This is a genomic window from Pseudomonas sp. MDT1-17 (assembly GCF_054898105.1).
The window spans coordinates 872,146-895,972 of record NZ_JBUBVM010000001.1; the positions used below are offsets into that span (position 1 = coordinate 872,146).

The following is a 23,827-nucleotide window of genomic DNA, read 5'->3' on the forward strand; positions in this document are numbered from 1 at the left end:
TTTTCACAGAACACTCTTTTTACAGGCGGACGACGAGACCCCATGGCCACTCCCAGCGCTAGCTCTTATAACGCAGACGCCATCGAAGTCCTCTCGGGCCTCGACCCGGTGCGCAAACGCCCCGGCATGTACACCGACACCAGTCGGCCGAACCACCTCGCCCAGGAAGTCATCGACAACAGCGTCGACGAAGCCTTGGCCGGGCATGCGACGTCGGTGCAGGTCATCCTGCACGCCGATCACTCCCTGGAAGTCAGCGATGACGGCCGTGGCATGCCGGTGGATATCCACGCCGAAGAAGGCGTTTCGGGCGTCGAGCTGATCCTCACCAAGCTCCACGCGGGCGGCAAGTTTTCCAACAAGAATTACCAGTTCTCCGGCGGTCTGCACGGGGTAGGTATTTCCGTGGTCAACGCCTTGTCGAACGAAGTCCGGGTGCGCGTCAAGCGTGACGGCAACGAATACCAGATGACCTTCGCCAATGGTTACAAGCAAACCGAACTGGAAGTGATCGGCACCGTCGGCAAGCGCAACACCGGTACCAGCGTGTTCTTCGCACCGGACCCGAAGTACTTTGATTCGCCGAAATTCTCCATCAGCCGCCTCAAGCACGTGCTCAAGGCCAAGGCCGTTCTGTGCCCGGGGCTGCTGGTCAGTTTTGAAGACAAGGCCACCGGCGAGAAAGTCGAATGGCATTACGAAGACGGCCTGCGCTCCTATCTGGTGGACGCGGTCAACGGATTCGAGCGTCTGCCGGACGAACCGTTCTGCGGCAGCCTGGCCGGTAACAAAGAAGCGGTCGATTGGGCCCTGCTGTGGTTGCCGGAAGGCGGCGACAGCGTTCAGGAAAGCTACGTCAACCTGATCCCGACGGCGCAGGGCGGTACCCACGTCAACGGTCTGCGTCAGGGCTTGCTCGACGCGATGCGCGAATTCTGCGAATTCCGCAGCCTGCTGCCTCGTGGCGTGAAACTGGCGCCGGAAGACGTCTGGGAACGCATCGCTTTCGTGCTGTCGATGAAGATGCAGGAGCCGCAATTCTCCGGCCAGACCAAAGAGCGCCTGTCGTCCCGTGAAGCGGCCGCGTTCGTTTCCGGTGTGGTCAAAGATGCTTTCAGCCTGTGGCTTAACGCCAACCCGGAAACCGGCATGCTGCTGGCGGAACTGGCGATCAACAATGCCGGCCGTCGTCTGAAGGCCAGCAAGAAGGTTGAGCGCAAGCGCATCACTGCGGGTCCGGCATTGCCGGGCAAACTCGCTGACTGCGCCGGGCAGGACCCGATGCGTTCCGAGCTGTTCCTGGTGGAAGGTGACTCCGCTGGCGGTTCGGCCAAGCAGGCGCGGGACAAAGAGTTTCAAGCGATCCTGCCGTTGCGCGGCAAGATTCTGAACACCTGGGAAGTCGACGGCAGTGAAGTGCTGGCCAGCCAGGAAGTGCACAACATCGCCGTGGCCATCGGTGTCGATCCAGGCTCGGCGGACATCGCCCAGCTGCGTTACGGCAAGATCTGCATCCTCGCCGACGCCGACTCCGACGGTCTGCACATCGCCACCTTGCTGTGCGCGTTGTTCGTCCAGCATTTCCGCCCATTGGTGGATGCCGGTCACGTCTACGTCGCCATGCCGCCGCTGTACCGCATCGACCTGGGCAAAGAGATTTACTACGCCCTGGACGAAGCCGAACGCGATGGCATTCTCGATCGTCTGGTGGCCGAGAAGAAACGCGGCAAGCCGCAGGTCACACGATTCAAAGGTCTGGGTGAAATGAACCCGCCGCAGCTGCGCGAAACCACCATGGACCCGAACACTCGGCGCCTGGTGCAGCTGACGCTTGAAGATTACGACGCTACAGCAGAAATGATGGACATGCTGCTGGCGAAGAAACGCGCCGGTGACCGTAAATCCTGGCTGGAATCCAAAGGCAACCTGGCCGAGGTTCTTGGCTGATGCGGGTTGGCTTTGCCCTGGCGTGTGCGTTACTGCTGACCTCGGTGACGGCGTTTGCCGAACCGCTACCGGAACTGCGCCTGTTGTCCGAGCATCCCGTTGACGGTATGCGCGGCGGCAACCTGTCGGGGCTGGCCCAGTGTGGCAAGGATATGTGGACGGTGTCCGATCGCGATGATGATCAGATTTACCGCCTCGATACCCGTGATACCGTCTGGCAGGCGGAAACCGTGGGCATCGGCGTACCTGCGGTGCCAGACAGCGGTTTGCCCTGGGGGCTGCGTTCTCGGACCTGGGTGGCGTCGTTTGTCCGGGGCGGGGATCTGGATTTTGAAGGCATCGCCTGCGACAGCGCAGGTAATCGCTACATCGTCAGCGAATCCCATGCGGCGGTTCTGCAGGTGCCGCCCGTTGGGCCGACGTCCTGGCTAAAAATCTCTCCAATGCTGGTCCGCGAAGCACGGGCCAGTGGCATGCTGTTGCATTTCAATGCGCTGTTGGAGGGCCTGGCGATCAATCCGGCGGGTGATCAGTTATGGCTCGCCGCCGAGCGTCAGAGTCGTGGGTTGCTGCTGATCAAGCGCAAACAGACGGTCTGGGATTGCGATGGGGGTTGCGTGTTGGTGAGCGAAGCGGGGAAAGAAATGCAGCCGGCGCGGTTTTCCCGAGCCAAAGCGGTCTCTCGGGACTTTGCCGATCTATCGCTGTTCGACGGCAAGCTGTTCACCCTTGAACGCAACGCTTACCAGATCTGCCGCCGTGATTCGGTGACGGCCAAGGTCGAGCGCTGCTGGTCGTTTGCCGATGAAGCCTTGCAGGCGCATCGCCGTTATTCAGATCCCTACGGCCTGACCGAAGCGTTGGTTATCGACGCCGAGGGAGCGTGGATCGGTACCGACAACAACAACGATGCCCGCGCCGATGGCGAGAAACGCCCGATCGTCTGGCGCTTTGCCGCGCCAGAAGGTGGCTGGAGTGCCAAGCCATGAGTCAGCAGCCACCGGGCAAACGCGCCGGTCGAGTGTTGATGGTGCTGGCCTGGTGCGCGGCCCTGTTTCTGGCCACACGGTTTTTCGGCCAGTGGGAAGCGCATCAGCAGAACCCTAATGTCGTGGTCAGCACGGAGCAGGGTGAAGGTTTTATCGAAGTGAAACTGGCAAGCAACAATCAGGGGCACTTCGTCGCCAGCGGCCAGATCAACGGCCAGCCGGTGGATTTCATGCTCGATACCGGAGCGACCGACGTGTCAGTCCCGGCGGAAATGGCCGAACGGCTGAAACTGGAAAAAGGCTTCGGGGTGACCCTGAGCACGGCCAATGGGCTGACCCAGGGCTATCGGACCCGCATTGACCGGCTGCAACTGGGCGACATTGTGCTGCGTGATGTGCGCGCCCTCGTCGTGCCAGGCCTGGATGGCAAACAAGTGCTGCTCGGAATGAGCGCGCTGAACAAACTTGAATTTACCCAGCGCGGTGGCACCATGCTGCTGCGCCAGACAACGAACCAATGAGGCCCGCATGAGCGACTCCCTTGATCTCAGCCTGGACGGTGTAGAACGCCGGTCACTGGCTGACTTCACCGAAAATGCCTACCTCAACTACTCCATGTACGTGATCATGGACCGTGCCTTGCCGCATATCGGCGACGGCTTGAAACCGGTACAGCGGCGCATTATCTATGCGATGAGCGAGTTGGGGCTGGACGCCGATTCCAAGCACAAGAAGTCGGCGCGTACCGTCGGTGACGTGCTCGGCAAATTCCACCCGCACGGCGATTCGGCCTGCTACGAAGCCATGGTCCTGATGGCCCAGCCGTTCAGTTACCGCTACACGCTGGTCGACGGCCAGGGTAACTGGGGGGCGCCGGATGATCCCAAGTCCTTCGCCGCCATGCGTTACACCGAGGCGCGGCTGTCGCGTTATTCCGAAGTGCTGCTCAGCGAACTGGGCCAGGGTACTGCGGACTGGGGCCCGAACTTCGACGGCACCCTCGATGAGCCGCTGGTGTTGCCGGCGCGGTTGCCGAACATCCTGCTCAACGGCACCACCGGCATCGCCGTGGGCATGGCCACCGACGTACCGCCGCACAACCTGCGCGAAGTCGCGACAGCGTGCGTGCGTTTGCTTGATGAGCCCAAAGCCACGGTCGAACAGCTCTGCGAGCACATCCAGGGCCCGGATTACCCGACCGAAGCAGAAATCATCACGCCCCGCGCCGATCTGCTGAAAATGTACGAGACCGGCAAGGGGTCGGTGCGCATGCGCGCCGTTTACCACATTGAAGACGGCGACATCATCGTTACCGCGCTGCCGCATCAGGTGTCGGGCGCCAAGGTGCTGGAGCAGATCGCGGCCATGATGCAGGCCAAGCCGTCCAAGGCTCCGCAGATCGCTGACCTGCGAGACGAGTCCGACCACGAAAACCCGTGCCGGATCGTGATCATTCCGGGCGCGCGGAAAAACTTTGACCACGAAGCGCTGATGCAGCACCTGTTCGCCAGCACCGAGCTGGAGTCGAGCTACCGGGTCAACATCAACATCATCGGTCTGGACGGCAAGCCGCAGCTGAAAAACCTGCGGGCGTTGCTGGTGGAATGGCTGGAGTTCCGCGTCAACACCGTGCGTCGACGCCTGCAATTCCGTCTGGACAAGGTCGAGCGTCGCCTGCACCTGTTGGACGGTTTGTTGATCGCCTACCTCAACCTGGATGAAGTGATTCACATCATCCGCACCGAGGAGCACCCGAAAGCCGCCCTGATCGCACGTTTCGCTCTCAGCGAAATTCAGGCCGACTACATCCTCGACACCCGTTTGCGTCAGTTGGCACGACTGGAAGAAATGAAGCTGCGTGCCGAGCAGGATGAACTGCTCAAGGAACAGGCCAAGCTGCAAGCCCTGCTGGGTAGCGAAGCCAAGCTGAAAAAACTGGTACGCACCGAACTGATCAAGGACGCCGAAACCTACGGCGATGACCGTCGTTCGCCAATCGTCGAGCGCACCGAAGCCAAGGCCCTGACCGAGCACGACCTGCTGCCGAACGAGAAAGTGACCGTCGTCCTGTCGGAAAAAGGCTGGGTTCGTTCTGCCAAGGGGCATGAAATCGACGCCACCGGGCTTTCCTACAAGGCCGGGGATGGTTTCAAGGCTTTGGCGCCCGGTCGCTCCAACCAGTTCGCCGTGTTTATCGACTCCACCGGCCGCAGCTATTCGGTGGCCGCACACACGCTGCCATCGGCCCGCGGCCAGGGTGAACCACTGACCGGTCGTCTGACGCCGCCGCCAGGGGCGAGTTTCGAATGCGTGCTGATGCCGGAAGACGATTCGCTGTATGTGATCGCGTCCGACGCCGGTTACGGGTTCGTGGTCAAGGGTGAAGACCTGCAGGCCAAGAACAAGGCCGGTAAGGCGTTGTTGAGCTTGCCGAACAACTCGAAGGTCATTCTTCCGCGCCCGGTGACGGATCGCGAGAACAATTGGCTGGCCTCGGTGACCACCGAAGGTCGCCTGCTGATCTTTAAGATCAGCGATCTGCCACAATTAGGTAAGGGCAAAGGCAACAAGATCATCGGGATTAACGGTGAGCGTGTGGCCAGTCGCGAAGAATATGTCACGGACATCGCGGTACTGCCGGATGGCGCCACGTTGGTGCTGCAGGCCGGAAAACGTACCTTGTCACTGAAAGCAGACGACCTCGAACACTATAAAGGTGAGCGTGGACGTCGTGGTAACAAACTGCCACGTGGCTTTCAGAGGGTAGATGCGCTGCTCGTCGAAAACCTCAATTAAGCGTCCTAGAGGCCTCGATCTACGATTTAACGCGTAGATCGACGCATTGGCGCTGGAGTCGGAACGCATATTCACGGATGATATGGCCTTTCAAGCGCCGGCGTGGCCGAGCGTTCTTCATATTTATTGAGTATTTTCACTGTGGTTAGCCTTGTGGCAACCACCTGGACGGAACGATGACTGCTCTGCGCCTTCCTTTTATTTTGATGCTCGCTGGCGTTCTTGGCCTGGCGGGTTGCAGCGTTCACCAACCGGTGTCGCTGTATCAACTGGACAGTGGAAGTCCGGCTCAGCCTGCGCAAAGCGCGGGCATGGCGGTTTTGCTGGGCCCGGTAACGCTTGCGGATTACCTGCAACGCGAAACCTTGTTGCAGCGACAGCCCGATGGCAGCCTGCAGGGATCGCTTGACGGTCGTTGGGCGGGTAGCTTGTCTTCCGACATCGATCAGCTATTGCTGCGTCAGGTAGCGGGTCATCTGGACAGCCAGCGCGTTGTGCTGGCGCCTGCGACCATCGGCTTCACGCCGGATGTCCAGGTGCTGCTGACGATTACTCGCCTGGACTCGGGCGAATCGCAACCGGCGATCCTTGATGCGCAATGGCGTCTGATCGACCGTCGGGGCCAGGTTCGCGATAACCGCATCATTCACCTGCAGGAACAGCATGCCGGTGGCACGGCGGCTCAGGTTCAGGCTCAGGGTGTATTGCTGCAGCGTCTGGCCGAGCAGTTGTCGGTAGCGCTCAAACCGCTGGCTAATCAGCCACCGATTGCCGAAGCGCCAAAAAAACCGGCTGCCAAGCCTGTGGCTCCGGCGGCTGAACAGGAAAAGCAGCCGAAGATCCCGATGGCGTCGCCGATCCGCACCGATATGGAAGTGTTCAGGTTCTAAACCTGGATTGATTCGACACAAGGCCCGCATTGATGCGGGCTTTGTTGTTTCTGCGGGTTGGAGATCTTCAGTGCCTGACGTGGCCTCTTCGCGAGCAGGCTCGCTCCCACAGGAGATTTGTGGGTAGCCGAGATCTCCTGTGGGAGCGAGCCTGCTCGCGAAGGCGTCAGGACAGGCAACAAAAAGCCCGCAGACGATCACTCGTGTGCGGGCTTCTTATTAACTGGGCTATTTACGCCCTGCGTTCATGCATCCGCGCCAGTTGCCGCTCGAGCATCGATGGATAAGGCTCCATCAGTCGCTCTACGCAGCAAGCGCCTTCCGGGCTTGCGATCGGGCGGATCCGCGCACGCTGGCGGATCAGTGCGTCGTCACCGATCTTGCGCTCCACCAGCAGCAGGTTGCGGCTGTGTTGCGACAAGGCCAGCGCATCCTGAGCGGTTTCGGTCAGCAGCAGATCAATCTGGGTCAGGCCGAACAGCTCGTCACCGAGGGTCAGGCCCAGTTGCAATTGCAGGGTAATGCCGCTGTCGGCAACTTCGATCTGCAGTTGATGGCCCAGAGCTCGCAACAACTCACCGCAGCAGATGGCGTTGGTCAGGTAGTCGTCGCCGCTGTCTTCGGTGTGGAACACCATCAGCGTGCTGCCATCGTTCAGGCTATGCAGTTCACCCTCATAGAGCGATGCGGCCTGGTCGAGGCAATCGCGGTAGCGTTTGAGCAGTTCTTCCAGGCGTGTGCGGGGCAGCCGACGCAGCTGATCTTGAGCGCCCAGTTGCACGGCCAGGACGGCGCTGTGCTGTGGCACGTTCGAGATCACCGGTTTTGCTACCGGTTTAGGCGCAACGTCGGCCGATTCATCACGCAAATCGGCAAATGCATCGTCGTCGTCATCATCGTCTTCAACAGTGCTGACACTGCGCCGCGGCGCAGGTTTGAGTCCAGCCACAGGCTTGGTTTCATCGAAACTCGGGTCACGCAGATTGCGCACCTCGAAGGATGGCTCGTCGGTGTCTTCGTAATCGCTGTCGTCGAACTCGGGTTCAGGCTCCGGTTCCGGCTCGGCCGGCTCAGGTGCGAAGTTGGCGTGCAGCTGGCGAGCCAGGTCACCGATCTCATCCTGACGCTCGGTGGCCGGGGTGTATTCGTCGATATTGCGCAGCCACACCCGCAATTGCAGCAGCGGAGTGGAGATGTGCCGACCCAGACGCAGGCTCAGTGCCAGGGACAACGCCAGCAGTATCGCGCTCAAAATGCCCATGCTTTGCAGGCTGATGGTCATCGGCTGCTGGAACTGATCCATGTCCAGGCTGATGCGCAGTTGCCCGGCGGTCACGTCCTGAAACGTGATCTTGCTCTGGTACATGCCTTCGGCTTCGCCCAACAGGCTGTGCTTGGGCCGCTGACCGGCTTCGGCGAGGATGCGGTTATCCACGCTGTAAATGGCAGCGTGGGCCACCAACTTGTTTTTGGTCAGGTTGTTGAGCAGCACGTTGAGGCTGAGGATGTCGTTGGACACCAACAGCTCCGTGGCGGACGTGGCGGTCTGCGTGGTCAGGCTCTCGCCCAGGGCATCCGCCTGCTCGTGCATGGCCTGCTTGAACTGCAAACCCATCACACAGGCATAGATCACCAGGGCCAGAGCGACCAGGATTACGTTATGGCTGGCGATGCGTAATGCAATCGGTACACGGCGGTGGCGCAGTGCACGGAAGATCAGCAGAAAGAAGTTATCGGTTTTTACTGGCGTGGGCCGGTTCACTTGAGCTCGGCTCTTTTGTCCGTGAAGTTGACGCGCAGTATAGCGACAGGCCCTAGACCGTCAAAGCGCTCACGGTGCCCGATGGTCACTGAAAGTGGGTAGAATGCGGTTTTTTTCCACTTGCGGGGGTGCGCCTTGCGCGAAATCGTCCTGATAAACATCACGGGAGTCGACCGTCCGGGTCTGACTGCGGCCATTACAGGCGTTCTGGCCCAGGGTGGTGTGAACATTCTCGACATTGGTCAGGCGGTGATCCACGACACCTTGTCGTTCGGCATCCTGGTTGAAATTCCTGACACCGAGCAAGGCAAGTCGGTGCTCAAGGACATCCTGTTCACGGCTTACAAGCTCGATCAGCAGGTGCGTTTCACGCCGGTGTCCGAAGAGGATTACCAGCAGTGGGTCGGCAATCAGGGCAAAAAACGCCACATCGTGACCCTGTTGACCCGCAAAGTGACCGCCGGGCAATTGCAGGCCGTGAGTTCGATCACCGCCAAATATGGCCTGAACATCGACCACATCGATCGTCTGTCCGGGCGCATGCCGCTGGACACCCCGGCCGATCAGGGCAAGGGCTGCATCGAGTTTTCCGTGCGTGGTGAAGCGGCTGATCCGCAAGCGTTGCGGGCCGAATTCCTAAGCGTCGCTCAAGAACTGAACGTCGACATCGCCTTCCAGGAAGATTCGCTGTTCCGCCGCAACCGTCGTCTGGCCGTGTTCGACATGGACTCGACGCTGATTGAAGCCGAAGTCATCGACGAACTGGCCAAGGCTGCCGGTGTGGGCGATCAGGTGTCTGCGATCACCGAACGGGCGATGGCCGGCGAATTGGACTTCCGCGCCAGCTTCAAGGAGCGCCTGGCCTTGCTCAAAGGGCTGGACGTCAGCGTGCTGGATTCGATCGGCGCCTCCCTGCGCCTGACCGAAGGTGCCGAAACCCTGTTCGCAGAACTCAAGCGCCTGGGCTACAAGACGGCGATTCTGTCGGGCGGTTTCACCTACTTCGCCAAGCAACTGCAGGCCAAGCTGGGTATCGACTATGTGTTCGCCAACGAACTGGAAGTGGTCGACGGCAAGGTCACCGGCGTGGCGGTTGAGCCGATTGTTGATGCGCAGCGCAAGGCGGATCTGCTGAAGGAACTGGCGCACAAGGAAGGTTTGCGTCTGGAGCAGACCATCGCCGTTGGCGACGGCGCCAACGATTTGCCGATGCTGGCGATTGCCGGGTTGGGCGTGGCGTTCCGTGCCAAGCCGCTGGTGAAGCAGTCGGCGAAGCAGGCGATTTCCACTCTTGGGCTGGATGGCGTGCTGTATCTGCTGGGCTTTCGGGATCGCGACGGGCAGCTCTAAGAAAGATCAAAAGATCGCAGCCTGCGGCAGCTCCTACAGGGAAACGCATATTCCTTTGTAGGAGCTGCCGCAGGCTGCGATCTTTTGCTTTTGTGGCCCCCGGTTAAAGCGACTTCCACAACGAATCAAAATTCTCCTCAGCGCCGCTCACCGCGGCGTTGTCGTTTTTGGCTGTCTCCAGTGGACAGTAAGCGAACTGATTGAAGCTGTTGGTGCTCGCCAGCCGCCGATCCAGCCCGGCCCTGCGTTCCTCGCCGTTGGTATTGATCATGATCTTGTTGCCCTCCTGAAAGGGCAGACGCGGTGCGAGCAAAGTGGCCGGCAGGTCGATGGCGCTGATTTGTGGCAGCAGCAGACCGCGCAGGTATTGGCTGTGGTCATCACGGCTGCGCACCAGTTGCAGGCCGCAGGGCTCGGCGAAGGGCGCAACCTGCTCGATGCCCATCTGCGTACCACCGCCGCGCACCTGGCGGATCCAGCGTACCACCGCGATGCTCCAACCCTGAGCGGCAGCGTCCTCGATGCCGACCATCTCACCGGCCTGTAACTCGGCAGGCACTGCGCCGGGCCAAGCCAGGCAGTAACCACCGGGGCTGTGATTGATCACTGACAGGACATAAGTCGGGAAATGCTGATTGCGGTCGGATGCCTCGTGGCTGTCGTCGTTCAGCAGTTGCGGGTATTCGATCTCTTCGTAGGGCAGCAGAGCGTCCGCAGTGCCTTGGGGGGCGGCGTCGAAGGCTTGGTGCCATTGGTCCTTTTCCCTGCCTGTGACAGGCGTCGCCGAAAATTGTGCAGGCCGGGCGCCGTGGTTTTTCAGGAGGTCGCTGAATGAGCGTTGCCCACCCAGATAAAAGTGCAGCGCGCTCATGCCCACGCACAAAGTCAACGTGCCTTGGCCGACGGTACGCTGGAAGCTGCGCTCGGCAGTCTGGCCCCACGCAGCGCTGAGGTGTTGCAGCGTGTCGAGGCTCAGCTCCGACGGTACGGGTAGCGGCGATGAACTGTCGGTTTTCTGCAAGTGCCCTTCGATGGCCGCGACCAGAGGCTGCGGATCGATGCCCAGCAAACTCTCTTGCTGCTCGGCCCGGAACTTGGCGCGGTAACGCGGACCGGTGTCGAGGTTGGGCGCGATGGCAAACAGTCCGGTGGACGGTGTGCCGGGTTGCAGCTTGATCCATTGGCTCCAGGGCTCCAGCACCTCGGCCACCCGGGCAATCTGGTTCTGGCGCAGTTGGTTGCAGCGCGAGGCGCCCAACAGCAAGGCGACCACGTATGTTTGTTCGATACTCAGGTTTTGCGTCTGGCTGGCCAGCTCATCGCGCAGGCTGAGATGCTGGAGCCGGTGTGTGCAGGCGATCCGGTAGAGCTGATGCAGCTCCAGCCACAGGCCTTCCGGCACCGGGCAATAGAGTTTAGTCGAGCGAATCAGTGGCCCGTTCAGGCAGTGGATCGCCCGTTGCAGCGCCTGGGTCAGCAGCGGCGCACGGTCCTTGCTGAATTTCGGTGTGATGCGCACGACGATCTGTTTATAACCAATGGCCAAGTGACTTTGCAGCGCCTGGCAGAGATTGGCGATCTTGCGGGAACGCTCGTCGAGGACGATCGACTGATGCAGGAAATGCCGCTCTAGGTGTTTGCAGACGTAATACACCTCGGGGCGCAGCAGTTCGAGCAATTGCAGGCGATTGTCGCTGGGCGTGAGTAGCTGGTTGAGTTCGCTTAAGCCTTGATACAGCTGGCGAGCAGTCTCGCCGATATTGGCTTTGGGCAGATTGGCGATCCAGCGCTTGAGGTCGCGCGGTGTGGCTTCACAGATCGACAGGCGCGCCTGCATCGGGATGGGCGCGCGCAGCAGCAGGTGGGGGCTGGTCTCATTCATGCCGTGGAAAAACTCCAACCGGGGAAAGGGGCAGTGAATGACCTGACTGTAGCAGCTATGGGTTTCTACCGTTTGTCTGTCAGTCGAGTGCCATTCGGTTGTACTACTAATCTGACAGTCGTGCGACTGGATACGCACAGTCGTACGGCCTGCTGCCTACGCCGGGCAGGTCTCTTTGTAACTTCAAGGAGATGAAGTTTATGTCTAGATATGTAGTAGCAAATCAATGGGGCGGTAGTTCGGCACCCTGGCATCCGGGCGGAGACTGGACGTTAGGCACACGGGACAACCAGAACGTTGTCGCGATCGAGATCAAATCGGGCGATGGCGGGAAGAGCTTCACCGGCACCATGACGTATGCGGGTGAAGGTCCCATTGGCTTCAAGGCTCAGCGCACGGGCCAGAACCAGTACAACGTTGAAAATCAGTGGGGCGGCAACGATGCCCCGTGGCATCCGGGTGGTAAATGGGTCATCGGAGGCCGTGATAATCAGAACGTTGTGGCGTTGAGCGTGACCTCCAGTGATGGAGGGAAAAACCTCAGTGGCACCAATACCTACGCCAACGAAGGGCCGATAGGCTTCCGCGGACAGATAGAGTAACGGCACCACCGAATGTCCGGCCCCGCGAAGACGTTCGCGGGGTTCGGATCAGGGATCAGGCTTTTGGCAGGCCCATGCCCTGGCCCATCTGCACCGGCGAACCGGCCGCCAGTTCCTCAGCCCACTTCACTTGATCAGGCCCGAACAGCACGACAGCGGTCGAACCCAGTTTGAACCGACCCAGTTCTGCACCTTTCTCCAAATGGATTGGCGCACGGGCAGCTTCGTCGTAGCGGAATGTTTTCAGCTCGCGTTTTGGCGGCGTGACCAGCCCGGACCAAACGGTTTCGATCGACGCCACGATCATTGCACCCACCAGCACCACGGCCATTGGCCCGCGCTCGGTGTCGAAAATGCACGCCACACGCTCGTTGCGGGCGAACAGTTCCGGAACGTTTTCGGCGGTGGTCTGGTTGACCGAGAAAATCCGGCCCGGGATGTAGACCATCTCGCGCAGGGTGCCGGCCAGCGGCATGTGCACGCGGTGGTAGTCCTTCGGCGACAGGTAAATGGTGGCGAAATCGCCGCCCATGAACGGCGCTGCGTTGGCTGCGTCGCCGCCCAGCAATTCCAGCACGCTGAAGCTGTGGCCCTTGGCCTGGAACACGCGACCGTGTTCGATCGGGCCGAGTTGGCTGACCGCGCCGTCTGCCGGGCTGAGGATCGCGCCTGGCGTCTCGTCCAGCGGGCGGGCGCCGTCCTTCAAGGCGCGAGTGAAGAACGCATTGAAGTGCTCGTAGGCGGTCAGGTCTTCGACCAGCGCCTGCGACATGTCCACCTGATAACGCTTGGCGAACCAGGCGGTGAAGGCATTCTTGAACCAGCGCACACGGCATTCGGCAATGCAGCCGGCCAGTCGCGACAGCAGGTGATGGGGCAGCAGGTATTGGCTGAGGATAAACAAACGCTTATTCATTAACTGTCCTTAAAAACCTTAAATCTCTACGGGCGTATCGGGATGGTTGCCCCATTCGCCCCAGGAACCGGCGTAGCCTTTGACCCGCGGATAACCGAGGGATTTGGCCACCAGATAGGTGAAGCCAGAACGGTGGTGAGTCTGGCAGTGGGTAATCACTTCTTTGTCTTTGCTGATCCCGAGTTTTTCCAGGATCTGCGGCATGTCGGTGCGGATGCGCAGGTGGCGCGCCTGATCCATGCCCGCGGTCCATTCGAAATTGACCGCGCCGGGAATGTGCCCGGCCTTGGCCGCCAGGACTTTCTCACCGGAGAACTCCAGCGGCCCGCGTGCGTCCCAGATCGCCAGGTCGGCGGCACCGAGACGGCTTTGCAGGTACTCGCGGGTGGCAGTGGGTTCGTCGTGCAGGGTCAACGCAACCGGGCCGCCAACCGCTGGCGGGATCTGGATCGACATGGGCGAACCTTCTGCCAGCCAGGCATGCAGGCCGCCATCGACATAGTGGTAGTTGCGGTGGCCGATGACATCCAGAAGCCAGATAAAGCGCCCGGCCCAACCGCCGCCTTCGTCGTCATAGACCACGTAGACCGCGTCCTTGTTATGGCCCAGTTCGCCGAACAACGCTTCGAGTGCCGCGTGCGGCGGCATAAGGCCCGGCGCAGGCGCCTGACCGAGTTGCGTGCGTTTCGGATCGACAAAACGCGCACCGGGGATATGCCCTTCGGCATAGCGGGCGCTGCTGGTCAGGTCCACCAGAATCAGTTCGCGGGCGTCGAGACGGGCGAGCAAGTCGCTCGGCTCGATGACCAGCGCCAAGCCAGAGAAGTCAGACATGTGAGGTCTCCAGAGCACAAAGGGGAGGATTGTAGCGCAGCCTTATTGGCCACGGGTGCTAAAGCTATGCAGGGCCTTTTCGATGCACTGCGCAGTTTTGCCAAAGGCTTGCACGGTGATTTCCGAGAACGGCCCGCCGCCCTGATCCGCCACCACAATCATGATGACCCGGCCATTATTGACCAGTGAGCGTAGCAGCAGGTGTTCGCCACCGAACTGTGAGCGCAGGCTGGCCGGCAACAGCGCCGAAAATTGCGAATTGTTGTCCGGTGTCAGTCGCACTTGGGCTTGTTGCGAGAGCAGGCGTTGCAGCACGGTGCTCTGGCTGACGACGAAATTCAGGCCAGCCGCTTCTTTTGGCAGCCCGGTCGTCTGGTGCACCCGCAAATTGGCGTGAGTGCGGTCGGCCATCAGGATCATCACCCGACGCATGCCGCAAGCAACCAAAGCGTCCCGGGCGGAGGTGGTCAAGTGCATGGCATTGGTGAAGCGACTCGGCTCCACCAGCAACTCGGCGCACTGCCTGCGCCACTTCGCCAGGTCTTCGGCGGTCGGCGCCGGGGCCGGCAGCAAACCGGCGTGGACGCGGTTCGTGCCCCACGGCCAGATCAGTGACACGGCCGGGTGCCAGAGGTCTGGCATGGCATGATGGCGGGCGCTGTTGGCGGCCTGTTGGTGCAACTGCTGCTGAACTGCATCCATCGGCATTTGCAGGTAAAGGCTGGTCAGGTACTGCCAGCGTTCACTGTGAGGGTTGTCCCAGGCATGTTGTGCCGACAGCGCCAGACCGTTGGCCAGCAGCACCGTATTGGCCGGTTGATTGAGCCAGCGGCGCAGGGTCGGATCGTCATCGAGGCGGTTCTGCTGGCGTAATGGATGATCGCTGTCGCGAGCGATGCGCAGCACTTTCACCAGCTCGCGCTGCTCGTTGAGCAGCAGCCGATAACCCTGCTGCACCCAGATCGGCAGGCGCCAGATGTCCACCAGCGCCTGGCAGATATCCAGCAGGCGCACGCCGAACAATTGCTTTTCGACTTTGCTCGCGGATTCACCTTTATGGATGACCCGCAGCTCCCACTCTTCAAGCAACTGCGGATGGGTCAACGCCATCGGCCACAGCGGCGAAAGAAACAGCAGGCTGCCCCAGTGAATGTCCTGCCACAGCCGGGCCAGGCGACTGGCGAAAAAACCGTTGGCCTGTTGAGTCGCGTGCTGGCTGATCAGTTGCAACTGGCGCAGGGCAACCGGGATGTCGGACTGAGGTTCGGCGGGCAGGCGGGCGAGCAGCTCTTCGGTGCGCTTCAAGCCGAGGCGATTGATCGCCACCTCAAGGTTTTCCGCAGGTTCCGTCATGCTGCCATGGGTGTGGCGGTTGGCTTCGCGAATCACGCTCAAGGCCAGCGCGGGGCTGTCCTGTATCAGTTCGGCGATGTCGCGCAGGGAGCTGCGGCTGTTGGCGATGGCCTTGCAGACACGGTCATGACTGGCTTGCGGAACCGGCAGGCGCACGCCATCGAGAAGCTTGACCCAGCCTTCGAGAGTGGTCGGTTTTGGAGTGGGAACGTTCGTTTCGTTAGCCATGGTTGGACGCGATCATCGTCTGCATTACCTATGCCCGGAGCGGGCCAAATTGGCTTTTCGCCTGAACTGGCTATAGTCTGGCGCAGTTTTGCCGATAAGTAGAAGAAGAGATTTTTTAACTTCCGAATATGACCTTGAACCCGACTCAGTAAGTGCTCCCCTACCTATGGCTAAAATAATCGGCATCATCGTCGTATTCGCGAGCGTGCTCGGCGGATACGTGCTCTCCCACGGCAAAATTGCCGCCCTGATTCAGCCCTTCGAGGTGTTGATTATTGGTGGTGCGGCTCTCGGTGCATTCCTGCAGGCCAACCCCAGTTACATGACCATGCACGTGCTCAAGAAGTCCTTGGGCATGTTCAGCTCGCGCTTCAACCACACGTTCTATCTGGAAGTGCTGGGCCTGATCTACGAGATCCTCAACAAGAGCCGTCGCGAAGGCATGATGGCCATCGAAGGCGACATCGAAGATGCCTCCGCGAGCCCGATCTTCGCCAAGTACCCGGCCGTGCTCAAAGACGAGCGCATGACCGCGTTCATCTGCGATTACCTGCGCATCATGTCCTCCGGCAACATGGCTCCCCATGAGCTTGAAGGCTTGTTCGACATGGAACTCTACAGTCTCAAGGAAGACCTCGAGCATCCATCCCACGCGGTAAACGGGATTGCCGACGCCATGCCTGGTTTCGGTATCGTCGCGGCGGTATTGGGTATCGTGGTGACCATGGCCTCCCTGGGCGAAGGCGACCAGAAATCCATCGGCCTGCACGTGGGTGCAGCCCTGGTCGGTACCTTCTTCGGTATTCTCGCCGCCTACGGCTTCTTCGGCCCATTGGCCACTTCCCTGGGCCACGATGCCAAGGAAGAACTTAACGTCTACGAAGCCATCAAGGCCTCGCTGGTCGCTTCCGCTTCCGGCATGCCGCCGTCGCTGGCGGTAGAGTTCGGCCGCAAGGTTCTGTACCCGGCGCACCGTCCTAGCTTTGCTGAGCTGGAACAAGCGGTTCGCGGTCGCTAAGCCATGGAAAATAACCAGCCGATAATCATCAAGCGCGTCAAGCGCATCGCCGGCGGGCATCACGGGGGCGCCTGGAAAATCGCCTTCGCGGACTTCGCGACGGCGATGATGGCGTTCTTCCTGGTGCTGTGGCTGCTGTCCACCGCAACACCCGAACAGAAAATCGCCATCGCCGGTTACTTCAAGGACCCGGTCGGCTTTTCGGAAAGCGGCACGCCGTACATCATCGACCTGGGCGGCTCACCGACCCTGGCGCCGGAGAACACCCTCAACCCCGAGGTGAAATCTCAGCCGCAGCCAGACAAGGTGACCATCGACACCGAGCAGGTTGAGGGCATGGCCGAGCAGGTCGAGAAGGAACGTCTCGAGCTGTTGCTGCAAGAACTGCAGAACAAAGTCGAAGAGAACCCGCAACTCAAGAAATTCAAAGACCAGATCCTGTTCGAGATCACGCCGGACGGTTTGCGCATCCAGATCGTGGACGCCGAAAACCGTCCGATGTTCGACTCCGGCAGTGCCCGTCTGAAACCGTACTTCGAAGACATCCTGCTGGCCATGGCTGACACCATTAAAGCAGTGCCGAACAAAATCAGCATCAGCGGCCACACCGATGCCAAGCCGTACACGGGCACCGGTGACTTTGGTAACTGGGAACTCTCGGCCAACCGGGCCAACGCTGCACGTCGTGCGCTGATCGCCGGCAGTTATCCGGATGCGCAGGTGGCGCGCGTCGTCGGTTATGCTTCGTCGGCGTTGTTCGATCGTGAGAGTCCGTTCAATCCGGTTAATCGCCGTATCGACATCGTGGTGCTGACCAAGAAAGCCCAGCGTGCCATCGAAGGTTCGCAAGGTGCGGAACCGGCGCCAGAACCGACGCAAGGGCAGGGTGGCCCGGGCGAAGTGCCCGCCACTCCGGCCGACCCGAACGCGTTGCCGGCGGATAAAGAACCGTTGCCGGCGCATGAGCTTCGTGAGCGGTTGAATCTGTTTGATCACCCGGCGCCGAAACCGGCGGAACCACCCAAGCAGTGACCCATAAAAAAGCCGACAGCGATGTCGGCTTTTTTGTGCCTGTAAGAATGTATCTATATCCGTCTGATGGCGGTAAAAATCAAGGTATGAGGCATGTACGAGAAAGGTGTAGGAAGTCTCCGAGACGTATAAACCGGGTTTTTCTTCGCTTAAGGCTCGCCTATAGTTTGTCCGTCGCCGACGAATCGGTGATCGACTTTAGCCGGTCGTATCAGATGATGCACAAGCGCCCGTATAATCGCGGCGCTTTTTGCTGCCTGGCAACTACATGTCTATGGTGGCTGTGCGTGGGACACCTTCGGGTGTACCGGGTCATCTGTCCGGTCGGCTAAACCCGCGCACAGCTACCACCTAATTCGTTTAGCCGCGAAAGGGTGGGAGCTTCACCTATCAGATGAGATTCAAGCCATGCCTAAATTCCACCCGCTCCAAGGCAACTTCAGCGTCGGCCCGACGCTATACATCGACACCGAAGCCCGCGCTTCCGATCTTCTTGAAACCGCCGTCCACCGACTCAAAGCCGCGCGTAATCTGCTTAACAGCGTCACCTGCTTGTGCGTCAAAGACGCCGAAGGACACGACCTGGAGCATTCGCCAATGCTGCACACATGTTGATCCAGGACGGCTGTGATGCCTTGGATGTGCTGGGTTGGACGCTGGAAAAAACTGCACGCTGAAGATCAGAAAGCCAAGATCATCGCGCAATTCAGTTCACTTAAGCTCGAGCCTGGCCAACCTGCCTGCTTGATTCCAACGCTTAGGGCGATGGTGTCCACCTATTTAAGTGGACACCTTTTTAGCCTCAACAAGCGGGTAACAATGCGCCAACGCGTGCGTGGTGGACGCTCTCACTCGATCCCAATCTCTTATCTCGCGTCATAGCGATATCAAAATTCGCAATGGAATATCAGGAATTTTGCACGCTATCAGACCATCTGATATCGTGATGAAATCGTGATACGGAAGAATGACCATGGTTGACTTTACCAGCTACGACCACGACCTTCATGAGAGGCGTGACCTGATCGAGCTCAAGGTCTATGTAGAGAGCGTGCTTGGCCTGAAGCTGCGCTTAAAACCGTGGGAGAGCGTCAAAATCCTTCCGTATGCGCTGCGTGACCGATACGAGTTTTTCGTCACGGAAATCTTGGGCGCCAAGTGCCTCATCCTGAAGGAACGTCCACAGCGGGAAGCTAGCATTGCTGATATCGCCAAGCATATGCAGGCAATCAACAACCTGCTGGCGAAGAAGTCGCCCGAAGCCGGCGACCTCATGATCTTCGTCACAGACACGCTCCCGAGCTATGACAGAAAGCGACTGGTCGAGAAGGGCGTCCAGTTCATCGTGCCAGGAAACCAGCTTTACCTTCCTGCATTTGGAATGGATTTGCGTGAATACTATAGGCAGCGCCTGGAAAAACCTCAGGTTCTGAGTCCCGCCACCCAATCCATGCTTATTCAATTCTTGATTAAAGGGTGGCAGCCCCGGCTACTGACCACTCGCTCTACGTTCGAGAAGTCCTTTACCTACGCGAAAATGACCGTCACCAGAGCCATCAAAGAGCTGAACGACTTCGACATCGTTCGGCCTGGAAAGGAAATGGGTGAAGCTGTGATCTTTTTTCACTTGTCTCCCAAGGAGACTTGGGAAATGGCGAAAGACTACATGCGTACGCCGGTCAAAAAAACGCTTTGGTTAAATGCAATTCCTGAGGCGTTTGACACCCCAATGCTGCTGGCGGGGGAGGCGGCTCTGGCAGAGATGAGCCTTCTCGCCAATCCCAAAGTACCTAGCTTCGCAATGACAACTGCGCGGTTCGATCACATTAGAGAGCTCGCTCAGTCCGATCACCGCTGGAAGATGGATACGGCATATGGGGAAGAGTTCGGTTTTTGGGGCTCAAAGACGGCCAAATCGAAATTTGAGACCACATCCCCTTATTACGAGGTGCCGCAAAACCATGCAGCGTGCTGCATCCAGTTTTGGAGCTATGACCCTCTGCATAGCAACATAGCCACTGGGACTGTAGACCCATTTTCTCTCTACCTGAGTCTCAAGGATGAGCATGATGACCGGGTGCAAATGTGTTTGGATGAAATGATGGAGAACGTGAAATGGTAGTGGGCATCGACCGGTTTAGAGAGTATTTCAAAGACTACCAGGGCAGCTACGTTCTGATTGGCGGAGTGGCAGCATCCATTACCATGGAACTTCTGGATGAGCCTTTTCGAGCCACCAAGGATCTGGATGTCGTGCTGGTCGTTGAGGCCCTCAATCGTGAGTTCGTAGGGCAGTTCTGGAAGTTCATCAAGGACGGCGGATATGACATTCGTCAAAATGGAGACGGTGAAGGGGGCTCCCCTGTTTTCTATCGTTTCCAGAATCCTGAGGACAAATCTTTTCCAGTTCAGATCGAGCTTTTTTCTCGTGTCCCAGATGGCCTGGAGCACGAAGAGGCGACCCGAATGACCAGAATCCCCGTAGAAGACCAGGCTGCAAGCCTTTCTGCGATCATCCTTGATGATGAGTATTACAACTTTCTCCTGGCCGGCGTCGACCACACCCAAGAAATCAGTCACATAGGGGTCGACAGGCTCGTTCCGCTCAAAGCCCATGCCTGGCTTAACAAGAAGGCGCAAATCGAGAACGGCGTACGAGTGGATAGTCGTGATATCAATAAACACTTCAGAGATGTGATTTTACTTTCTGTCGCTCTTACAGAAGGAATGACTAAGCTTCCTGAACGAATGGCTCTCGATTTGATGTCATTTCTCAACCAAGTGCCCTCTGAGCTTGCGTCAAACCCTCAAGGTTACAAAGGGGTGGATGGCGACCGCTTGATCAAGACCATTCAAGAAGCCTTCAGGCTCAATTAATTCGTGTTTTTTGCAACTGATCACTAGCGCTGGTAGCGTGCGTAAATTCTGTTATGTGGCCATTAATAGGGCTCTGTAACACAGGTTTTGGGACGTAAGGTGTGCTGGCCGGGCAGTTACTGTTCAACAGCATCACCTGCCTGATATGAAGTCAGAAGGTGTAAACCTTATTCAGGACGAGACAACAGACCAAAAAAAGCCGCGATCATCGCGGCTTTTTTGCGCCTGTTAGAAACCGCGTCGGATGCGGTTCTTGAGCTGGTCGTGGAACTGCTCGGCATTGCGTCTGTAGGTACCGTAAAGGGATTCGTTGATCGAATCCAGCGTCATTGAACGTTTGCTCGCCACTTCTTCTCGATAGGCATCAATAAAAAACTCCAGATCCTTGTCGGTGCTGAGCTTTGGCCATTTATCGAGGTACAGTGGCAGTTTCGCCGGCTCTGTCTTGAATGAGCAGATCCGTCGGTTACTGATGGTCGCTTCACCGATTTCGAATGGCACCCACCACGACAGCGCGGTCTTTTCCGAAACCACTGCTATCAGATGCGTGCACGCGGTGATATTGCGGGTGATGACCCCGGTGATGTCGTCAGTGGTCTGTGATTCAGGATCCAGCACGTCGAAGTAGGTCTTGATGTTGGCCTGAATAAGACGGGTGTTGATGGCGATGGCGTGGGGCCGATCGTTATGGCGGTAGCTGATAAACACTGGCATCAAAAATGTCCCTTGATCGCGAGTTCGCGGTAATAGGCGCCGAGGGCGGTAAGACGGCATCCTTTGGAATGGATGGCGGCGTAGTACATGTGTTCGGCGTCCACCGGTTCGATCAGGCTGTGGCGGTTGCACTTTTGCAGTTGGGAGAAGATTTCGCCGTGCTCTGGGTCGAATGTCGCTTCGGTAGGTTCGTAGCTGGGGTCGAGGGCGAACATTGATTCCGCCTCTTCGAACCAGTCGGGCAGTTTGCGCAGAATCTCTTTGGGGATCAGCGGCGAGACTTCTCGCAATGAAATGAACTGCGACACATTGGTCTTGAACACCGGGCGCTGTTCCCACGCGTCGAGAGCGTTGTCGACGAATGAATAGAGGCTGCCGGGGGTAATCTTTCCCAATATGTTTGCGGCGCCGCCGTGCAGGGCTTGCAGCAACAGCCCAGTGAAGACGCCGTGGTTGGCGCCTTCCATTGCAGGCTCTTCCTTTTTGCACGCGGTGAGGATGGTCATGCCTTCGCACACCATGCTGCTTTCGCTGCGTAGCGCCCGCACTTCGCCCGCCGAGCCCGCCTGGCAGCAGTCGAGAATAATCACTTTGTTTTTGATTTTTACGGCGTTGGTCGCCCAGTTCAGGATGTCGCTGATGCGAATTCCATCCTTGGCGGATTTGTAGTCCTGGGGGATCAGCATGCCTTCGTCCGTATCAACGTCGAAGTTGCCGTGACCGGCGAAGTACAACAGTGCAACGCTGCAATCGCCTGAAAACAATTCCTGGATATGCCCTTCGAGCTTTTCACGGCTCAGATAATCCTCGGCGGAGGTCAGGACCAGGTTCTTGAAATTCGGATCGCCATTTGCGTCGGTTTTCAGCACCGAAGCCATGGCCATCGCGTCGTTGTTGCAACCACTCAATTGCGAAACATGGCTGTAGTTATTAATGCCGATGAACAGTCCCTTGCGCATGTTTCAACCCGCCGCGTGAGTGCGAATGGCACTGATGATGCTGTTGGTGTTCCACGCACACTCCGCGTGCGCCGCCCGGCGTACCACCGTGGAAATCCGCTCCGCGCCAAACGGCTTGATGGCGATTATCACCTTGCCCATGCGCTTGGCGATATCGATTTCCTTGTTGATCCACTTGCTGTACGTCGAATACACGCCGGCCATGATTAACACTGCGGAGCAGGGGCGGATCTTGTCTTCGATGGCAGATTCGAGTTGCTTGTCGGTGGGCGCGTCGAGTATCGGATTATGCGGTGGCACCGAAAAGTTCTTGAAGGCGAAACCCGGCTGCGCTTTGAGCAGGGGCACGAGGTCTTCGTGGGTGTGGGCGTAATTCCACGAGTGGCTGATGAACAGGTGATAGGTTTGCATCGATATCCCTCGTAGACGCAGGAGTGCGCAGAGGGCTTGAATGTAGGCACTTGGCGGGGTGTCACAAGGTGGGCGCCAATAAAGAGAACGTCCTTACAGAAGACGCACGCAAGTCTTTCAGAAATATCTGACGTTTAATTGGTGGGGGGATTTGTAGGGCGTAACCGATGACCCTCCGCCCCTTCAGTGTCGGGGCGGTAGGCGCATCTGTTTAGTAGCTGGTTTCCGGCAAACTCGCGATGATCGAGCGGTAGCTGTTCATCCGTTGCTGCTGCACGCGACCCTCTTCCAGGGCCTTGAGCAGGGCGCAACCCGGCTCGCGGTCGTGCTTGCAGTCGCGAAAGCGGCAGGTGCCGATCAGGTCATTGAACTCGATGAAGCCGGCTTCGACGTCGGCGCGGCTCACGTGGCCCAGGCCGAATTCGCGGATACCCGGGGAGTCGATCAGCTCACCGCCACCGGGGAAGTGGAACAACCGCGCGGTGGTGGTGGTGTGAGTGCCCTGGCCGGACAACTCGGACAGCGGGCCGACACGGGCTTCGACTTCAGGCAACAGGGTGTTGACCAACGAAGATTTGCCGACGCCGGACTGGCCGACAAACACGCTGATGTGCCCGTCCAGTTGTGCCTGCAATTGCTCCATGCCATTGCCGTGGTGCGCCGACACTTCCAGCACCGGGTAACCCAGCGTGCGGTAAACCGCCAGCAAGGCATTCAACGCCGGGGCGTTCTGCTCGTCGATCAGGTCGAACTTGTTGAGCAGCAACAGCGGACGAATCCCTGCGTGCTCGGCGGCGACCAGGTAACGGTCGATCAAGTTAGCGTGAGGCTCGGGCAGCGGCGCGAAGACAATCACGATCATGTCGACGTTGGCGGCTACAGGCTTGAGCTGACCACGGCTGTCCGGACGGCAGAGTTCGGTTTTACGCGGCAGTTGCGCCACGATCACGCCGATGCCCTGGTTGCCGGCACGCCAGACCACCTGATCGCCGGTTACCAGCGCAGGCAGGTTGGCGCGCAAGTGGCAGCGGAACACCTGACCGGCCAAATCGCCATCGAGGGCTTCGACTTCGACCTGCACACCGAAGTGCGCGATCACAAGGCCCGTCTGTTCCGGACCCAGGTCGCCACCCTCAAGTGCCTCGACAGCCGAGGACTCGCGTTTGGCGGCGCGGGCAGCGCGCTCGCCCTGAATCTTTTCGATGCGCCAGTTTTGACGACGATTGAGTTGGCGTTTGGCCATGGGTGTTCCGTATCAAGAATGCAG

Annotated in this window: 20 protein-coding genes and 1 pseudogene; 12 read left to right on the top strand and 9 right to left on the bottom strand. The window is 59.0% G+C overall.

Annotation, left to right across the window (positions count from 1 at the left end):
- The first annotated feature begins 42 nt into the window (after window positions 1–42).
- The 5 genes from parE (at window position 43) to ACYZTX_RS03865 (ending at window position 6,622) form a co-directional block, all read left to right on the top strand.
- Complete coding sequence (gene parE / locus ACYZTX_RS03845; protein ID WP_462033022.1) at window positions 43–1,947, top strand: DNA topoisomerase IV subunit B; 1,905 nt, start codon at window positions 43–45, stop codon at window positions 1,945–1,947.
- Window positions 1,947–2,936 carry an esterase-like activity of phytase family protein gene (locus tag ACYZTX_RS03850; RefSeq protein WP_462033023.1) on the top strand — a complete coding sequence of 330 codons (990 nt, stop codon included), beginning with the start codon at window positions 1,947–1,949 and terminating at the stop codon, window positions 2,934–2,936. The genes parE and ACYZTX_RS03850 overlap by 1 nt, the downstream gene beginning before the upstream one ends.
- Complete coding sequence (locus tag ACYZTX_RS03855; RefSeq protein ID WP_462033024.1) at window positions 2,933–3,457, top strand: retropepsin-like aspartic protease family protein; 525 nt, start codon at window positions 2,933–2,935, stop codon at window positions 3,455–3,457. The genes ACYZTX_RS03850 and ACYZTX_RS03855 overlap by 4 nt, the downstream gene beginning before the upstream one ends.
- A gap of 7 nt (window positions 3,458–3,464) precedes the next feature.
- Window positions 3,465–5,732: a DNA topoisomerase IV subunit A gene (gene parC, locus ACYZTX_RS03860; protein WP_462033025.1), complete on the top strand. Its 2,268-nt coding sequence runs from the start codon at window positions 3,465–3,467 to the stop codon at window positions 5,730–5,732.
- Window positions 5,733–5,908: 176 nt separating this feature from the next.
- On the top strand, window positions 5,909–6,622 hold the full coding sequence (locus tag ACYZTX_RS03865; RefSeq protein ID WP_462033026.1) for a PqiC family protein: 714 nt from the start codon (window positions 5,909–5,911) through the stop codon (window positions 6,620–6,622).
- 232 nt (window positions 6,623–6,854) lie between these two features.
- Here ACYZTX_RS03865 and ACYZTX_RS03870 read toward each other — a convergent pair whose 3' ends face one another.
- A complete protein-coding gene (locus tag ACYZTX_RS03870; protein WP_462033027.1) occupies window positions 6,855–8,384 on the bottom strand; it encodes an AhpA/YtjB family protein in 1,530 nt (509 codons plus the stop codon).
- A 135-nt stretch (window positions 8,385–8,519) separates the two neighbouring features.
- Here ACYZTX_RS03870 and serB point away from each other — a divergent pair, with 135 nt between their 5' ends.
- On the top strand, window positions 8,520–9,734 hold the full coding sequence (serB, locus tag ACYZTX_RS03875; RefSeq protein ID WP_008153333.1) for a phosphoserine phosphatase SerB: 1,215 nt from the start codon (window positions 8,520–8,522) through the stop codon (window positions 9,732–9,734).
- A 103-nt stretch (window positions 9,735–9,837) separates the two neighbouring features.
- Here serB and ACYZTX_RS03880 read toward each other — a convergent pair whose 3' ends face one another.
- The gene (locus ACYZTX_RS03880; protein ID WP_462033028.1) at window positions 9,838–11,616 is read right to left on the bottom strand and encodes a molecular chaperone; all 1,779 of its coding nucleotides are present in this window, start codon (window positions 11,614–11,616) and stop codon (window positions 9,838–9,840) included.
- A gap of 200 nt (window positions 11,617–11,816) precedes the next feature.
- Here ACYZTX_RS03880 and ACYZTX_RS03885 point away from each other — a divergent pair, with 200 nt between their 5' ends.
- The gene (locus ACYZTX_RS03885) at window positions 11,817–12,218 is read left to right on the top strand and encodes a lectin OAA family protein (RefSeq protein ID WP_462033029.1); all 402 of its coding nucleotides are present in this window, start codon (window positions 11,817–11,819) and stop codon (window positions 12,216–12,218) included.
- A 55-nt stretch (window positions 12,219–12,273) separates the two neighbouring features.
- Here the strand turns inward: ACYZTX_RS03885 and asd are convergent, their stop codons facing one another.
- The 3 genes from asd to ACYZTX_RS03900 are packed head-to-tail and all read right to left on the bottom strand — an operon-like array spanning window position 12,274 to window position 15,549.
- On the bottom strand, window positions 12,274–13,134 hold the full coding sequence (asd, locus tag ACYZTX_RS03890) for an archaetidylserine decarboxylase (RefSeq protein ID WP_462033030.1): 861 nt from the start codon (window positions 13,132–13,134) through the stop codon (window positions 12,274–12,276).
- A gap of 18 nt (window positions 13,135–13,152) precedes the next feature.
- On the bottom strand, window positions 13,153–13,968 hold the full coding sequence (locus tag ACYZTX_RS03895) for a rhodanese-like domain-containing protein (protein WP_462033031.1): 816 nt from the start codon (window positions 13,966–13,968) through the stop codon (window positions 13,153–13,155).
- 42 nt (window positions 13,969–14,010) lie between these two features.
- Entirely contained in the window at window positions 14,011–15,549 is a 1,539-nt protein-coding gene (locus ACYZTX_RS03900; RefSeq protein ID WP_462033032.1) for an HDOD domain-containing protein, read from the bottom strand.
- 166 nt (window positions 15,550–15,715) lie between these two features.
- On the opposite strand from ACYZTX_RS03900, the gene motA reads away from it, so the two are divergent.
- From motA to ACYZTX_RS03925, 5 genes and pseudogenes are all read left to right on the top strand, one after another.
- The gene (motA, locus tag ACYZTX_RS03905; RefSeq protein ID WP_462033033.1) at window positions 15,716–16,567 is read left to right on the top strand and encodes a flagellar motor stator protein MotA; all 852 of its coding nucleotides are present in this window, start codon (window positions 15,716–15,718) and stop codon (window positions 16,565–16,567) included.
- 3 nt (window positions 16,568–16,570) lie between these two features.
- Window positions 16,571–17,599: a flagellar motor protein MotB gene (gene motB, locus ACYZTX_RS03910; RefSeq protein ID WP_462033034.1), complete on the top strand. Its 1,029-nt coding sequence runs from the start codon at window positions 16,571–16,573 to the stop codon at window positions 17,597–17,599.
- A gap of 408 nt (window positions 17,600–18,007) precedes the next feature.
- Window positions 18,008–18,276: pseudogene (locus ACYZTX_RS03915) on the top strand (hypothetical protein).
- A 296-nt stretch (window positions 18,277–18,572) separates the two neighbouring features.
- A complete protein-coding gene (locus ACYZTX_RS03920; protein ID WP_462033035.1) occupies window positions 18,573–19,721 on the top strand; it encodes a hypothetical protein in 1,149 nt (382 codons plus the stop codon).
- A complete protein-coding gene (locus tag ACYZTX_RS03925; RefSeq protein WP_462033036.1) occupies window positions 19,715–20,476 on the top strand; it encodes a hypothetical protein in 762 nt (253 codons plus the stop codon). Before ACYZTX_RS03920 ends, ACYZTX_RS03925 begins: the two co-directional genes overlap by 7 nt.
- A 228-nt stretch (window positions 20,477–20,704) precedes the next feature.
- Here ACYZTX_RS03925 and ACYZTX_RS03930 read toward each other — a convergent pair whose 3' ends face one another.
- From ACYZTX_RS03930 to rsgA, 4 genes are all read right to left on the bottom strand, one after another.
- Window positions 20,705–21,190: a toll/interleukin-1 receptor domain-containing protein gene (locus ACYZTX_RS03930; RefSeq protein ID WP_462033037.1), complete on the bottom strand. Its 486-nt coding sequence runs from the start codon at window positions 21,188–21,190 to the stop codon at window positions 20,705–20,707.
- Window positions 21,190–22,149, bottom strand: a complete 960-nt coding sequence (locus tag ACYZTX_RS03935; protein WP_462033038.1) for a caspase family protein — start codon at window positions 22,147–22,149, stop codon at window positions 21,190–21,192. The genes ACYZTX_RS03930 and ACYZTX_RS03935 overlap by 1 nt, the downstream gene beginning before the upstream one ends.
- A 3-nt stretch (window positions 22,150–22,152) precedes the next feature.
- On the bottom strand, window positions 22,153–22,560 hold the full coding sequence (locus ACYZTX_RS03940) for a TIR domain-containing protein (RefSeq protein ID WP_462033039.1): 408 nt from the start codon (window positions 22,558–22,560) through the stop codon (window positions 22,153–22,155).
- A gap of 211 nt (window positions 22,561–22,771) precedes the next feature.
- On the bottom strand, window positions 22,772–23,803 hold the full coding sequence (gene rsgA, locus ACYZTX_RS03945) for a small ribosomal subunit biogenesis GTPase RsgA (protein WP_074873186.1): 1,032 nt from the start codon (window positions 23,801–23,803) through the stop codon (window positions 22,772–22,774).
- Between the last annotated feature and the right edge of the window lie 24 nt (window positions 23,804–23,827).

Excerpts from the sequence above, each read along its gene's own strand:
- ACYZTX_RS03880 (WP_462033028.1), bottom strand. The coding sequence starts at position 11,616 with ATGAATGAGACCAGCCCCCACCTGCTGCTGCGCGCGCCCATCCCGATG.
- parE (WP_462033022.1), top strand. The coding sequence starts at position 43 with ATGGCCACTCCCAGCGCTAGCTCTTATAACGCAGACGCCATCGAAGTC.
- ACYZTX_RS03930 (WP_462033037.1), bottom strand. The coding sequence starts at position 21,190 with ATGCCAGTGTTTATCAGCTACCGCCATAACGATCGGCCCCACGCCATC.
- motA (WP_462033033.1), top strand. The coding sequence starts at position 15,716 with ATGGCTAAAATAATCGGCATCATCGTCGTATTCGCGAGCGTGCTCGGC.
- ACYZTX_RS03850 (WP_462033023.1), top strand. The coding sequence starts at position 1,947 with ATGCGGGTTGGCTTTGCCCTGGCGTGTGCGTTACTGCTGACCTCGGTG.
- ACYZTX_RS03900 (WP_462033032.1), bottom strand. The coding sequence starts at position 15,549 with ATGGCTAACGAAACGAACGTTCCCACTCCAAAACCGACCACTCTCGAA.
- ACYZTX_RS03865 (WP_462033026.1), top strand. The coding sequence starts at position 5,909 with ATGACTGCTCTGCGCCTTCCTTTTATTTTGATGCTCGCTGGCGTTCTT.
- ACYZTX_RS03885 (WP_462033029.1), top strand. The coding sequence starts at position 11,817 with ATGTCTAGATATGTAGTAGCAAATCAATGGGGCGGTAGTTCGGCACCC.
- ACYZTX_RS03895 (WP_462033031.1), bottom strand. The coding sequence starts at position 13,968 with ATGTCTGACTTCTCTGGCTTGGCGCTGGTCATCGAGCCGAGCGACTTG.
- ACYZTX_RS03920 (WP_462033035.1), top strand. The coding sequence starts at position 18,573 with ATGGTTGACTTTACCAGCTACGACCACGACCTTCATGAGAGGCGTGAC.
- rsgA (WP_074873186.1), bottom strand. The coding sequence starts at position 23,803 with ATGGCCAAACGCCAACTCAATCGTCGTCAAAACTGGCGCATCGAAAAG.
- motB (WP_462033034.1), top strand. The coding sequence starts at position 16,571 with ATGGAAAATAACCAGCCGATAATCATCAAGCGCGTCAAGCGCATCGCC.
- ACYZTX_RS03855 (WP_462033024.1), top strand. The coding sequence starts at position 2,933 with ATGAGTCAGCAGCCACCGGGCAAACGCGCCGGTCGAGTGTTGATGGTG.
- ACYZTX_RS03925 (WP_462033036.1), top strand. The coding sequence starts at position 19,715 with ATGGTAGTGGGCATCGACCGGTTTAGAGAGTATTTCAAAGACTACCAG.
- parC (WP_462033025.1), top strand. The coding sequence starts at position 3,465 with ATGAGCGACTCCCTTGATCTCAGCCTGGACGGTGTAGAACGCCGGTCA.
- ACYZTX_RS03940 (WP_462033039.1), bottom strand. The coding sequence starts at position 22,560 with ATGCAAACCTATCACCTGTTCATCAGCCACTCGTGGAATTACGCCCAC.
- asd (WP_462033030.1), bottom strand. The coding sequence starts at position 13,134 with ATGAATAAGCGTTTGTTTATCCTCAGCCAATACCTGCTGCCCCATCAC.
- ACYZTX_RS03935 (WP_462033038.1), bottom strand. The coding sequence starts at position 22,149 with ATGCGCAAGGGACTGTTCATCGGCATTAATAACTACAGCCATGTTTCG.